13 protein-coding genes and 1 tRNA gene are annotated in these 14,020 nt (G+C 32.2%); 2 read left to right on the top strand and 12 right to left on the bottom strand.

Annotation, left to right across the window (positions count from 1 at the left end; genetic code table 11):
* Nucleotides 1–105 precede the first annotated feature (105 nt).
* The 5 genes from H2650_RS04050 to H2650_RS04030 all read right to left on the bottom strand — a co-directional run bounded on the left by H2650_RS04050 (nucleotide 106) and on the right by H2650_RS04030 (nucleotide 7,016).
* A complete protein-coding gene (locus H2650_RS04050; protein ID WP_188049467.1) occupies nucleotides 106–2,313 on the bottom strand; it encodes a TonB-dependent receptor in 2,208 nt (735 codons plus the stop codon).
* A 127-nt stretch (nucleotides 2,314–2,440) separates the two neighbouring features.
* Complete coding sequence (locus H2650_RS04045; protein WP_188049466.1) at nucleotides 2,441–2,788, bottom strand: hypothetical protein; 348 nt, start codon at nucleotides 2,786–2,788, stop codon at nucleotides 2,441–2,443.
* Between the two features lie 77 nt (nucleotides 2,789–2,865).
* Entirely contained in the window at nucleotides 2,866–3,861 is a 996-nt protein-coding gene (locus H2650_RS04040; RefSeq protein WP_188049465.1) for an aspartate-semialdehyde dehydrogenase, read from the bottom strand.
* Nucleotides 3,862–4,060: 199 nt separating this feature from the next.
* On the bottom strand, nucleotides 4,061–4,477 hold the full coding sequence (gene mscL / locus H2650_RS04035) for a large conductance mechanosensitive channel protein MscL (protein ID WP_188049464.1): 417 nt from the start codon (nucleotides 4,475–4,477) through the stop codon (nucleotides 4,061–4,063).
* 94 nt (nucleotides 4,478–4,571) lie between these two features.
* Nucleotides 4,572–7,016 carry a bifunctional UDP-N-acetylmuramoyl-tripeptide:D-alanyl-D-alanine ligase/alanine racemase gene (locus H2650_RS04030; protein WP_188049463.1) on the bottom strand — a complete coding sequence of 815 codons (2,445 nt, stop codon included), beginning with the start codon at nucleotides 7,014–7,016 and terminating at the stop codon, nucleotides 4,572–4,574.
* Between the two features lie 222 nt (nucleotides 7,017–7,238).
* On the opposite strand from H2650_RS04030, the gene H2650_RS04025 reads away from it, so the two are divergent.
* Nucleotides 7,239–7,844 carry a hypothetical protein gene (locus tag H2650_RS04025; protein ID WP_188049462.1) on the top strand — a complete coding sequence of 202 codons (606 nt, stop codon included), beginning with the start codon at nucleotides 7,239–7,241 and terminating at the stop codon, nucleotides 7,842–7,844.
* On the opposite strand, the gene H2650_RS04020 is transcribed toward H2650_RS04025, so the two are convergent.
* The 7 genes from H2650_RS04020 to H2650_RS03990 all read right to left on the bottom strand — a co-directional run bounded on the left by H2650_RS04020 (nucleotide 7,839) and on the right by H2650_RS03990 (nucleotide 13,542).
* The gene (locus H2650_RS04020; protein ID WP_188049461.1) at nucleotides 7,839–8,540 is read right to left on the bottom strand and encodes a porin family protein; all 702 of its coding nucleotides are present in this window, start codon (nucleotides 8,538–8,540) and stop codon (nucleotides 7,839–7,841) included. The genes H2650_RS04025 and H2650_RS04020 overlap by 6 nt on opposite strands.
* Nucleotides 8,541–8,929: 389 nt before the next feature.
* Nucleotides 8,930–9,014: transfer RNA gene (locus H2650_RS04015), tRNA-Ser, on the bottom strand.
* Nucleotides 9,015–9,074: 60 nt separating this feature from the next.
* Nucleotides 9,075–10,103: an asparaginase gene (locus tag H2650_RS04010; protein WP_188049460.1), complete on the bottom strand. Its 1,029-nt coding sequence runs from the start codon at nucleotides 10,101–10,103 to the stop codon at nucleotides 9,075–9,077.
* On the bottom strand, nucleotides 10,093–11,229 hold the full coding sequence (locus tag H2650_RS04005; protein WP_188049459.1) for a 1-acyl-sn-glycerol-3-phosphate acyltransferase: 1,137 nt from the start codon (nucleotides 11,227–11,229) through the stop codon (nucleotides 10,093–10,095). The genes H2650_RS04010 and H2650_RS04005 overlap by 11 nt, the downstream gene beginning before the upstream one ends.
* Before the next feature lie 65 nt (nucleotides 11,230–11,294).
* Complete coding sequence (locus H2650_RS04000) at nucleotides 11,295–12,062, bottom strand: TatD family hydrolase (protein WP_188049458.1); 768 nt, start codon at nucleotides 12,060–12,062, stop codon at nucleotides 11,295–11,297.
* Between the two features lie 170 nt (nucleotides 12,063–12,232).
* Nucleotides 12,233–12,955 (bottom strand): tol-pal system YbgF family protein, encoded by a 723-nt coding sequence (locus H2650_RS03995; protein ID WP_188049457.1) that lies wholly within the window; start codon nucleotides 12,953–12,955, stop codon nucleotides 12,233–12,235.
* A gap of 2 nt (nucleotides 12,956–12,957) precedes the next feature.
* Nucleotides 12,958–13,542 (bottom strand): RNA polymerase sigma factor, encoded by a 585-nt coding sequence (locus tag H2650_RS03990; protein ID WP_188049456.1) that lies wholly within the window; start codon nucleotides 13,540–13,542, stop codon nucleotides 12,958–12,960.
* A gap of 172 nt (nucleotides 13,543–13,714) precedes the next feature.
* Between H2650_RS03990 and H2650_RS03985 the strand changes: the two genes are divergently transcribed.
* Nucleotides 13,715–14,020 carry a hypothetical protein gene (locus H2650_RS03985; RefSeq protein WP_188049455.1) on the top strand — a complete coding sequence of 102 codons (306 nt, stop codon included), beginning with the start codon at nucleotides 13,715–13,717 and terminating at the stop codon, nucleotides 14,018–14,020.

Genomic DNA, 14,020 nt, shown 5'->3' with positions numbered 1-14,020 from the left:
TAGGTTGTTACAAACATAGGAAAATTGTGCCTGCGGTTTGTATGTGAAAGTCTTAAATAAAACCAAAAAGCGCTTTCTTTTGAAAAGCGCTTTTTTTGTATTACTCTATAAATTAAAATTGATTCCCAAAACGATGTTGCGTCCTATATTAGGAATTCCATCGGTTTTAAGACGAGAAAGGTGTGCAATGTATTTTTTATCCAGTAAATTATTACCGTTGATATTGACATCAAATAGTGTTTTTCCTAATTTGAATGTTCCGCCCAAGCCTAAATTTACTAAAGTGTAACCGTTTGATTTCGTTTCAAAACCACTCACGTTTTTTTGATTAAAAGTACTTGAAACATTCAACGTAGCAAATCCTTCCTCCAACCAATTCTTAATTTTAAATTCGGTTCTAATGGTATTATCCCAATTATTAGCGGGTATTAATGGCAAGTATTCTCCATTTTCTTTTTCTCCAGTTACGGTTTCAAAACTAGTTTCGAAATGCAACCAATCTAATGGATGTGGATGAAAATGCAAACCTATTTCACCTCCGTACAATTTTGCGTTATTTTGTATGTAATCAAAAACTAAATTAGAATCGATAATTTCTCCTGTTGGAGAGGTATAAATGTAATTATTGATGTGATTGTAAAAACCATTTACAAAAAACTCAAAATGACTGTTTTTATATTCTAAATTCACATCTGTTTGTACGTTTTGTTCTGTTTTTAAATCGCTATTTCCTACTTCATAACGATTGGTTCCTTCATGAACTCCATTAGACGTTAACTCCGCTAAATTAGGCGCTCTAAATCCAGAAGCCACATTTAAACGTAAAGTCAAATCATCTGTCAAACTTGTTTTGTATCCTAAAGAAGCATTAAAACTATCGTAGCTTTTATTAATCGCTTCAAAAGAGCCCTCTTCTCCTGCAATTCCTTGAGCATCTGTTGTAATTTTTCTATTGTCGAAACGTAATCCTGCTTGCAAGACATTGGTATTCCATTCGTAATTCGCGGTTCCAAAAACTCCAAAATCATTGGTAACAGCATCAGGAATTAAATATTCTTCTCCGGAGTTTCTATTGGTTTGATGCATTCCTTGAAGCCCAACAATCGTTTCTATACTTCCTAGTTTTGGTAAATGATATTTTGCACTATAGTTAAAGGTTTTCAATTTCATGTGTAAGGCAGCTTCATTACTGTCCTCAAACTCGCTTCTGTCATTGGCAATGTAACCCAAGTCAAGATCCAACTTTGAATTTTTAAAATAAAGTATTGAATTTAAACTCAACAAATGATTGAAGATTCCTTGTTTTGGAAATTCTGTTTTCTTACTTGTCGTTTGTTCTTCAATTCCCTCTTCCGGAATCCCTAAGTCCAACTTATTATAATTGTATCGCAATACTGTAGAAAAACTAGAGTTATTATATCCTACACCTGTCTTGAAATCAGTTTCGTTATATCGTGTATTAGTTACTCGGTCGCCATTGGCAATTTTATAATCAGAATGCGTATTATAACTTCCGCGTGTCATAAATTTCCAATTATCGGTACTTGTTTTTAGTCCCAAAGAAGAATTACTTCCTTGAGTGTTAGCAAAATATTTTTGACTAAAGTTGGCTTTAAAAGTATTGGCATTGGCAAATTTTTCTGGGTTAAAATATAAAACACCTCCCAAAGCATCAGAACCATAAAGTAAAGAAGCTGGACCTTTGATTACCTCAACACTTTCGATACCCGAATCATTTAAACCCAAACCGTGCTCATCTCCAAATTGTTGATTTTCTATTCTAACGCCTTGCGAATATACAAGTACACGGTTTCCACTTAAACCTCGAATAACAGGCTTACCTATAGAAGTTCCTGTTGAAACTTGAGAAACTCCAGGAATGGTAGCCAATCCTTCGATTAGAGTTGCTGTTCCTTTGCGTTGTAAGTTTTTGATGCTTTCATGCTCCACTTTCATCACGTTTTGTGATTGAATCTTATTAAAAGCCGTTGAAACGATCACCTCGTCCATTTGAAAAATTGCTTCTTCAAGTGTTATATTTAGTTCATTTTCTTTAAGAGCAGTTCTTATTGTTTTATTTTGCGTTGCAAATCCCAAAAAGGCAAAAGTGATCCTAAGATTTCTATTGGGTAAATCCGAAATTAAATATTTTCCGTTTTCATCAGTAGTCGTCTCTTTATGCAATTCTGACAATGAAACTGAAACTCCTTTTATGGGTTGATTTGACAAATCAGTTACGGTTCCAGAAATAGAATTTTGAGCCTGTAGTATAGCAGACAGCCCTAAAAATAAGGCTATAATAAATTTTTTCATTAAAATGATTGTAATTTACCTACGATCGAAGTATTCAAAATGTATCTTCGAAGTAGGAATGATTTAGTAAATAATAAAAATATCCCACAAATTCAGAGTAATGATTTTGTGTAGAAATAAAATGATTTTAGCTATTTACAGGAGGACCACGAAGGGAATAGTTGCTACCAGAGAACGAAATGACAGTTTCTATCTTACTTTTAAAATAAGGTATTTCGCCAGCAACAGAATATAATTTATAAGAAAAATCTAAGGGCGTAAGATAGCTACTTGTAACAAAATGACAAACATAACAATGGTCTGCGTTATGATGCTGATGGGTTATTTCTGTACCTGAAACGTTGTATTTATGATCGCAATGCTTTTCTGAAAGTTGTTTTGCAATATGCTCATAGGTATGCACTGATTGAAACAGTATCGAGAACAATACTGTAATAACCAGAGAAAGACTTACTATGAGTTTATTCTTTTTCATGTTTGGCAAATGTAGTAAAACAAAAAACTACAACCGTAAAAGTTGTAGTTTTTTAATATTTTCTTAATCTCGCTCTTTTATACTAACTTGTTTGCAACTAAATATTCCGCAATTTGTATGGTATTCGTAGCTGCACCTTTTCTTAGATTATCAGCAACAATCCACATATTTAATGTGTTTTCCTGACTTTCGTCACGGCGAATTCTACCTACAAATACATCATCTTTACCCTGAGCATACATTGGCATTGGATAGGTAAATGTGTCATTATTATCCTGAACAACAATCCCATCAGTATGATGCAAAATACTTCTGACATCGCTTAAATCATAATCGTTTGCAAACTCTATATTTACAGCCTCACTATGACCACCAACGATAGGCACACGAACAGCGGTTGCTGTTACAGCAATAGTATTATCACTTAGAATTTTTTTAGTCTCACGAACTAATTTCATTTCCTCCTTTGTATATCCATTTTCTTCAAATGAATCACATTGTGGAATTGCGTTTCTGTGAATTGGGTATTTATAAGCCATTTCGCCTTTAACACCTGCATATTCATTTTCTAATTGTTGCACCGCTTTTACACCAGTTCCTGTAATGGATTGGTAGGTAGAAACGATAACGCGTTTGATTTTGTATTTTTTGTGCAAAGGAGCCAGAACTAAAACCATTTGGATGGTAGAACAGTTTGGATTTGCAATAATTTTATCTTCTTTTGTCAATTCACTAGCGTTGATTTCTGGAACTATCAACTTTTTGGTAGGATCCATTCTCCATGCAGATGAATTGTCAATAACGGTTGTTCCTGCAGCTGCAAATTTTGGAGCCCATTCTAATGAGGTTTCACCACCTGCTGAAAATAAAGCAATATCTGCTTTGAGATCTACAGCAGTTTGTAAACCCACCACTTTGATTTTTTTCCCATTAAATTCTATTTCTTTTCCTACTGATCTTTCAGAAGCAACAAGAATTAAATCATCATTATCGGAAATAAAATTTCTTTCGGCCAGGACTTTTAACATTACTTCGCCAACCATACCGGTAGCACCAACAACAGCTATTTTCATAGTATCTTTTTAATTTTGAACATCAATTTAAAAAAACAAAAGTAAGTAATATTAAAATCAAAACAAGGCGGTTAACAAAAAATAACAAATTGTTTAAAATGTAACAACTGGATTTAAATACAGTTTCTCTTACTTATTTAAAAAAGTAAAGCCATCTCGTTGAGATGGCTTTACTAATGCTATTTAGTTTAAAAAAAAATTATTTTTTTAACAAATCTCTAATTTGAATAAGCAATTCTTCTTGTGTAGGTCCAGCTGGAGGAACAACTACCACAACTTCTTTTTTTCTTGCTTTTTCAGCAGCTCTTAAAACAATAAAAATAAAGAAAGCAATAATTACAAAATTGATAATTGCTTGCACTAAATTTCCGTAGGTAATCACTGCAGCTCCAGCCGTTTTTGCAGCCGCTAAATCTGGATAAGAATTTCCGTCAAGAGTAATAAATTTTTGTGTAAAATCAATTCCTCCTGTTAACAAACCAACAATTGGCATAATAACATCATCTACAGCAGATCCTACAATTTTACCAAATGCACCACCCATTACTACAGCAGTTGCTAAACTTAAAACGTCACCTTTCATTAAAGATGCTTTAAAATCGCTAAAAAATCCCATACTTTTCTTTTTTTTGTTATACCTAAATTTACTTTGCGTAAAAACAAAAATAGTTAAAAATTTAACATTTGATTATTTTATATCTAAAAAAAACCTACTCCCTGTAAAATATTCGCTTAACTCGTTGAGAAATACTTGTCAGAATTTCATAAGGAATGGTATTTAATTGTTGAGCCATAAAATTCACTGAAGGATTTTGTCCGAAAATAATAACTGAATCTCCTTCTTTACAATCTATATCTGTACAATCGACCATCAACATATCCATACAAATGCTTCCAACAATGGTAGCTTTTTTGCTTTTAATAGTCACAAACCCAACTTCATTACCCCAAGCTCTTGAAATCCCATCGGCATAACCAATAGGAATAGTGGCTATTTTGGTAGATTTTTGAGCTCTATATTTCCGACCATAACCCACGCTTTCTCCTTCAGAAACAATTCTGATTTGAGAAATAATAGATTTTAAAGTCCCTACATTCTCCAGTTTTTTTTGCTCTTCTGGATCATTAGAAACTCCGTAAATACCAATTCCTAGTCGAACCATATCATACTGGGAATTAGAAAAATTACTAATTCCAGAGGTATTTAAGATGTGAAGAATGGGCTTAATTTTTAATTCCGACATTAATTTAGAAGATAACTTTTCAAACAAATCAATTTGTGATTGCGTAAAGTCTTTTTGTGAAAAATCATCGCTTGTGGCCAAGTGAGATAAAATACTTTTTACTTTAACGGTTGCATTTCCTTTTAAAGTAGTTATTAACTCATCGATAGTATTGGCTTCAAAACCCAAACGATGCATACCCGTATCTATTTTTATGTGAATTGGAAATTCTTTCAACTCTTTTTGAGCAGCCATTTTAAGAAAAGCACGAAGTCCTTTTAGACTGTAAATTTCGGGTTCTAATTGATGCTGAATGATTGCACTAAAACTAGTGTTTTCAGGATTCAAAACCATAATGGGCATTTGTATTCCCATCGATTTTAGCGCGATACCTTCATCGGCAAAAGCCACTCCAAGATAATCAACTTTATGATGCTCTAGCAATTTCGCAATTTCAAATCCACCATTACCATAACCAAAAGCTTTTACCATTACCATAATTTTTACATTTGGTTGCAGTTTTGCTTTAAAAAAATTTAAGTTATAACTTATTGCATTTAAGTTTATCTCTAATACGGTTTCATGTGTTTTCTCTTCTAATAGCGAAACGATTGCTTCAAATTCAAAAGATCGCGCGCCTTTTATTAAAATAGTTTCATTATTAAAATCTAAATTATCATAGTCCGCTATAAAATCTGCCGAGTTCTTATAGGTAATACAATTGGCAAATTTGTCTTTAAACTCTGAAATTGTTTCTCCTATTCCTATAACACGAGTTATATTATTAGAAACAATCAAATCGGCGACTTTTGAATACAACTCTTCTTTATAAAGACCACTCTGAAAAATATCTGATAAAATAACTGTTTTATTATCGGACTGTTTTTGGCTTTCTAGAAAATCTAAAGCGATTTTTAGTGATTGAAAATCAGAGCTGTAACTATCATCAATAATATTACAATTGTTAATTCCGTTTTTTACTTTCAGTCGCATTTCTACAGGATATAAAAGCTGCATTCTATTTTGAATCGTAACCGGATCGTACTTAAAATACAATAAAACCATTAAACAAGAAATGGCATTTTCTATAGAAGCTTCCTCTTGAAATGGGATGAGTAAATCAAAATATACATTACCATAATAAACTTTTAATTCGGTTTTGTCATTACTCTTTATTTTTTCGATATAAACGCTAGCCTGATTCTTTTCAAAACTCCAAGTGAATACATTTTGTTTTGAAAGGATAACCGAAACATCATTCTGTTTAATTTGATATATGACAACCTCTGAGTTTTTGAAAAGCAACATTTTCTCTTTTCTCTTCTCCTCTAAATTGAGAAAACCTTCATCATGAGCAGAACCTACATTAGTTAATAATCCTATGGTAGGTTGAATTATTTTTTCTAAACGACTCATTTCTGAAGTAGTAGAAATTCCAGCCTCAAAAATTCCTAAATTGTGTTGTTCATTTATTGCAATAACAGATAGCGGAACTCCCACTTGGGAATTGTAACTCTTGGGGCTCCTAATCACATTGTAATCTGGGCTCAACAGGAAATTAAGCCATTCTTTTACGATAGTTTTACCGTTGCTTCCTGTAACTCCAATAATCGGGAAATCAAACAAAGCGCGGTATTGAGCAGCAAACTCTTGCAAAGCGATCAGGGTATCTGCGACAAGATAAAAATTGGCCTTTTTTTCGCATCCTTCCGGAATATGATTAACAACAAAGTTACGAACTCCGTTTTTTATTAAATCATTTACATATACGTGTGCGTTTGTATGTGAACCAACTAAAGCAAAAAATAAAGTTTGGGAGCCATTTTGTAAAGAGCGGCTATCAATAGAAACGGTCTCTAAACTAGTATCAAACTGATTGTCTACAAATGTTGTTGCTATTTTTTGAATGCTATTAAGAATTTTTGAATTCATTACACTATGAGATTGGTGTGTGTTTATTTTACAAGAGAAAAAAAATCCCTCTTTTGAGATCAACTTAAAACTTTATCAAAAATAAGACTTCTTTTTAAAACCAAGACTTACATTTCATAGAATTACCGTTGCAAAACCTTATTTAACAACTCTAAAGAAGACTCACAAATTGTGATTTTTTTGACAGATTACTTATATTTGCTAGTTAAAGAAACGAAACGCTTGAAAAAAATACTTCCCTCATTTTCTTATATTTTCCATCCGATATTCATACCGGCTTTGGCAACGCTATTTTATCTTTTTTACAATGATGCTAATTTTGTAATACAAGAAAAAATATTTGTTTTTTTTCAGGTCACAATTGTTACCCTTATTATTCCAGCACTAGTATTTTTACTTTTGCGAGCCACAGGAAACATTGATACAATTATGATTGCCAAAATATCTCAAAGAAAGATTCCTTTAATTGTGCATTGCTTCTTGATTATATTATTAGTACGAAAAAGTATTACTATTGATCGCTATCCCGAATTGCATTTTTTCCTATTAGGAGGATTGATGAGTACTCTTTTAGCTCTAATCTTATTATTTCTAAAAAGTAAAGCCAGCCTGCACATGATAGCCATAAGTTCTCTAACCGTTTTTGTAATTGGATTGAGCATGCACTTTCAAGTTCAAAGTATAATTTTTATCGCCTTATTAATTTTACTCAATGGCATTATAGCTTCATCTAGGCTAGAGATGAATGCACATACGCACAAAGAACTAGTTGTAGGATTTTGCATTGGCGCTGTACCGCAATTATTGTTATTGCTCCTTTGGTTATAAAATATAGAAAATAATCCCAAAATTAAGTGCCTTCATTTTAAGATCTTCACCATCTATTTGGGCTGATTTAAACAGGGGATTTAAACCATAATACACGTAAAGATTTATTGTGTTATATCCTGATGAAATGTACGCTCCATACTGCAATTTATCAAAATCGCTATTTCCAGTAATTTTGTCTTTACCACCACTACCGTTAAAAACCGACTTGTCGTACAAAAGATAACTAAACTTTATCCCTGTATAAATTCGCCAAAATTTATGACTTTCAAAAGTAGATGTTCGCCATCTAAATTCTACAGGAACATCAAAAGTAAGTAGCGAAAATTTATTTTTAGAGTAATTTACATCACTGTCTATGATGGAATATAAACGAGTATCTGAAGAAGAAGTAATCGATAAATTCTGATTATAATTGGAATAAGAAAGCCCTATTCCAGAAGCAATAGCTACCGTTCTTGACTTATTGATTGGCATGTCTCTCAAAAATCCGCCAGAAAACCCAGAGGAGAATTTACTTTTAGACAAACCCGATGGTTTATTAGCTAGCGTGTTATAAGTAACTGCAAAATAAAACTGATCCTCTCTATACAAGGAATCTACTTTGACAATCGGAACCAGTTCAGGAGCTGAATTTTCTTGCGCAAAGACAGAAAAAAAAGAGAGAAAAAGAAAACAACTTATAAATAACCGCATATGTTTATGTTTTTAAAATGATTGATTCTCTTTATAATTCCTTTAGAAGAGTACAAATATAAGATATTGGAGTTTTTAAATGGTTTTAAATTAAATATATAAAACTTACTAAGATTGAAGCATTATTTAGAAAACGGCAGTTCAGTAGATTTGGTATTTAAAATTGAAAATTCATGATTTTTGACTTAGGTTAAAGCATTTATTCAACTTTAAAAAGGAAAAGCTTTAAAAGGATTACAGCGTTAATACCACAAAGTATTCTATACCCAATAAATAAAACGTAGCATTCGATACTCAAACCTTTTTAGTCTTATAGTTTTGCTAAAATAAAAAGTTTGACACGTTCTAAAACAAAAAATGCTTCCCTATCAGGAAGCATTTTATCTTTGCAGAGAGGAAGGGATTCGAACCCTCGATATGTTGCCATATACACGCTTTCCAAGCGTGCGCCTTCAGCCACTCGGCCACCTCTCTATTTTATTACGGCTGCAAAGAACACGAAAAAAAATGAGTTAGAAAAGTAAAATCTAATTATTATATCATTTCACCTCTTAACGAAGTTTCAAAAACAGTTTTGAAGTCTTTTACTGCTATGTTCTGACTTAATAAAAACATTAATTTTGTAATTGCAGCTTCGGTAGTAATGTCTTTACCAGAAATCACTCCTATTTCTTTCATTCCTGTACTCGTTTCATATTGTCCCATACTCACACTTCCTGCAGCACATTGCGTAACATTTACCACATACAAACCAGCCGCTATTGCTTTTTTCAAAAGATTTAAAAACCAATCTTCGGTAGGAGCATTTCCTGATCCATAAGTTTCTAAAACAATCCCTTTAAGACTTGGAATATTTAAAATAGCTGACAATACAGCAGTGGTAATCCCAGGAAACATTTTGACAACAGCTACATTGCTGTCTAAAACCTTATGCACTCTAAGTTCACTTATTTTATTACAAGGTAAAAATAGTTCTGAATTCAGTTTTAAATGTACCCCAGATTCAACTAAATCGGGATAATTAGGCGAGGTAAACGCTTTAAAATGTTCTGCATTTATCTTTGTAGTTCTATTTCCTCGGTATAATTTGTATTCAAAATAAAGACAAACTTCACTAACAACAGGCTTGTCGTCTTTTCTTAAGGAAGCAATTTGAATTGCCGTTATTAGATTTTCTTTAGCATCGGTACGTAAATCACCAATAGGCAATTGCGAACCCGTAAAAATTACTGGTTTTGCCAAATTCTCTAGCATAAAACTCAATGCAGATGCTGAATAAGACATGGTATCAGAACCGTGAAGCACCACAAAACCATCAAATGAACTATAATTGTCCTCTATAATAGTGGCAATTTTAGCCCATTCTTTAGGATTCATATTCGAGGAATCAATAGGATGTTTGAAAGAAAGCGTTTCGATCTCACAGTCTAATTGTTTCAATTCTGGTATGCGTTGCAATAATTTACTAAAATTAAAGGCTTTTAATGCACCGGTTTCAAAATCTTTCCTCATACCAATTGTTCCACCGGTATAGATTAAAAGTATCTTAGATTTATACGACATCGTGGTATTTCAATTTATTCACAACAGGATTCGCATACATTGCTAGAAAACCTTCTAAAGCCACTCGATTATCATGATCGATTCGCATTTCTAGTCGGCGTTCGAACAGAGATTTTTCATTTTCAGTGTATAGATGTGCGTATTTATTGGTTTTATTTACAATGTCATAAGCGATAAAATTAGTAGGCCATAATTTATAATTGCTTAATATAGCATCATCAATCACTTGAGCCAAAGTAACTATTTGCTTATTTGAACTTTCGCCAATAGCTTTTATTTCTTCAATTTCCTTATCTAAAACAGTTCCAATGTGAATATGAATTCTTTTCTTTTGGCCCAGAGCACCGCTCAAAATGGTCATAAAGTCTTCATTTTTCTCCTTTACATAAACTTCATTATTTGCTTCTGCCATTAACTGAGGCATTTTTAAAGCATCTGTAGGATCATATTCATAGGAAATAGAGACAGGAACGATCTTAATTTTCTTAAAATAATCCATCAAGTTTTTCTCATCAGATCCCATTCCAAGCATTTTTAAAATACCAGGATTAGTTTCATCATTTCCATCTTTTGTTCTTCCTTCACGTTGTGCGATCCAAACAGAACGGTTTTCGTGTTGCAACAAATGCCCTATATATTCTGATAAAAGTTTTGAACTTTGTAGCATTTCCCTTGGCGTTAAGCCTCGTTGTACTAAAAAATTTCTGTTTAATTTAGCTAATGTATTCAAGAATGACATTTTAACTAAATTATCTCCAATTGCTGATGCGGTCATCACCAATTTATTCTCAAATAAAGCCGTATTCAATAAAGTGGTATCCAAAAGAATATCGCGATGGTTCGAAATAAACAAATAGGAAGTGTTGGGTTGAAGGTTTTCAAAACCGGAAGTAGTTAGTCCATCCGAGCTTTTTTCTAAAACTCTTTGCACGGATTGATAGATAACATTACACTGAAAATCGCGGATAGAATGCGTTTTATGAAGTTGTTCTTTCCATACTTCATCTGCAACCTCGGGAAAAGTAAAATTCATCAAGGCTTTCATCATTGGATGATTACTAACTTTTTGAAGTGCTTCGTTTATTTCGGAATCATAAAAAGGCCGAATAGCGTCAAATCTCTGCATTTTGGTTCTCAATTATTTAATTGGCAAATGAACAAAAAAAATATCTAAATAATGTCAATTCTACTTTAAATCCCAAAAACAGCTTTGGAATTCTCAGTAGTTTGCAACGCAATTTCATTAGCCGAAAGGCTGTATATTTGCGCCAACTTTTCAACTACAGCTGTTATATAACTGCTTTCATTTCTTTTTCCTCGATAGGGAATGGGAGCCAGATAAGGAGAATCTGTTTCTAGAACAATATGTTTTATATCAATTTGATCCAGGAATTGGTCTATTTTACCGTTTTTAAAAGTCACCACACCACCAATTCCTAATTTCATATTATAGGAAATTGCTTTTAATGCTTGTTCGTGTGTTCCTGTAAAACAGTGAAAAATACCAAATAGTTCCTCAGACTTTTCATCTTCTAAAATTTGAAAAATTTCATCAAATGCTTCCCTACAATGAATAACAATAGGAAGTTTGTATTTTTTTGCTAATCGAATTTGACTTCTAAAAGCGATTTTTTGTTCTTCAAGATGCGTTTTATCCCAAAACAAATCAATACCAATTTCTCCGATAGCATAAAACTTTCTTTTCTCTAATTCAGATTCTACATGCAATAACTCTTTCAGGTAATTTTCCTTAACATAGGTTGGGTGCAAACCCATCATCAAAAAGACATTCTCAGGATAGTTTTTTTCTAATTCGTACATACTTTCGGTGCAAGTAGAATCTATAGCTGGAATAAAGAAACGGGAAACGTCGGCTGAAAATGCTCTTTGCATCATTTCGTCTCTATCTTGATCAAATTCTTCGCTGTAAAGATGCGTATGTGTATCGGTTATTATCATTAGGTATCAAAAATATTAGCTTACAAAAATACAACTATTAGCTAAAATTTCCCAATGTAATTAAAGGCAAATACTGTTGGTTTATAATTTATACCGAATACAAAAGGCACTCCTTTTTAAATAAAGAGTGCCTTTTGTATCTTAAATAATTATCCTTCTATCTTAAAAAATTAATCTAACTTGTTTAATAAGTCTTGTACTTGCTCATAATTCTCATAATCCGACGGAATTGTCAACAAGATTGCTTTACAAACTTTAAATTCTTTTTGTTTTAATTGTATTAATGCCAAACCCCAAAGTGCTTTATTTTTAAACACCGAACTTCCTAATTTTAGCTCATTGAACACGCCTTCAGCTTCCTGAATTTTATTAGTTTGCAATAATGAAATCCCATAAAAATATTGAATTTCAGCAGTTTTATTCTGTTTTAAAATCGATTCGAAAATCGGTATTGCTCTTAAATAATCTTTGGCATTGTATGCTTCTTCAGCTTGTTTCAAAGATGTAGTTTCATGACCTCTTTCTACAAAATGAGCAGTTTCAAAATGATTGTAATCTTCAAAATTTGGATTTGAATTGGCTTTAAAAACAAACATTCCTAACAAAAGAACTACAGAAGCCGCAACTAAATACAACCACGGTTTTAGCTTAATTACCTTTTTATTCGGTTTAAAATGCGTTCCCGCAATTGAATTCACATTTTCTTTAAAGGTGTTGCGTTCTGCATCAACTGTAAATTTATTTTCTAATTGAGCTTGTACTTCTTTAAAATTTTGAAAATCTGCAGCAACTTCTGGTTCTTCAGAAAGCTGCTTTTCAAAAGCTATTTTTTCCGTAAGTGTCATTTCATTCTGAAGATAATGATCAAATACAATATAGTTTTCCTCCTTCATAATTAGGTGATTTTAAATGATTTAAAAAGACTGTTTTCCCGAATCCATTGTGTTAATTGTCCAGTACATAATGATTTTTTCTTGCGAACATAACCATAAGTAACTTGCAATTTTTCAGCTACTTCTTCCATCGATTTTAATGTAAAACTCAACTTTAAAACTTCTTGGCATTTGGCACCAAGCTTCTCGAACATTAGATCAAAAAGTTGCTGTTTTTCTTGAAAGATTTCAGTTTGGGCGAGTAATTCCTCGACAGGTTCGTTAGTAGATATAAATTCATCACTAATTGTTACCCCTTTATTAGAAGATTTTTTCAGTTCATTCAGCCATTTTCTTTTACACAATAAAAAAAAATACGCATCAAACGGACAAGTTAGTTGCAGTTTATTAGCCTTAGCTTGATTAAAAATCACAATAAGAACTTCTTGTATCACATCTTGGGCTTGATCTTCATCTCCTGAATTATTCCTAATATAAGAAACCACTTTTGGAACAAATTTTTTATAAATAGATTGAATAATTGCCGAGTTATTACTCGCAAGCCCATCTATATACATCTGATCGCTATGAATTATGTTATTCGCCATACAGAAAAATTTTATTGGCTAATGTAAAAAAAGAATATGAAACAAATCAATAGCAACAATCTGAAATACAGTTGTATTATATTTTTTTTTTTAAAAAATGGGGTAACAATTTTTAAACCTTATTGATATGGTAATAACAAAGAGTAGCAAACCTTCTAAAAAAAAAATAGAAATGAAAAGTCAACAATTAAATTCAGAAGCTGATTTTGTTAAGTTTCACAAAAGGCTTTCTGACAAACTACATTCTGGTTTTAAAATCATAGAACAAAACAACAAATTGCCATACGTGGTTTTAGCTAAAGAGACAAAAAACATTGATCATTCCTTTCATCTTTTTCTTTCCTGCATCACGATGGGAATTTGGTTTTTTGTCTGGATCTATTTAATAATCAACTACAGGCAAAAAAAACAAATCTTGATGGCACTCGATGAAGATGGAAATGTTTTTGAAGACAGATGCTTACTCTTAAAAAAATAA

The organism is Flavobacterium sp. GP15 (genome assembly GCF_014281985.1).
In the GTDB taxonomy this organism is placed as follows: Bacteria; Bacteroidota; Bacteroidia; order Flavobacteriales; family Flavobacteriaceae; genus Flavobacterium; species Flavobacterium pygoscelis.
Note: the sequence above shows the minus strand (reverse complement) of the source record. Positions and strands in the feature narration are given on the sequence as shown.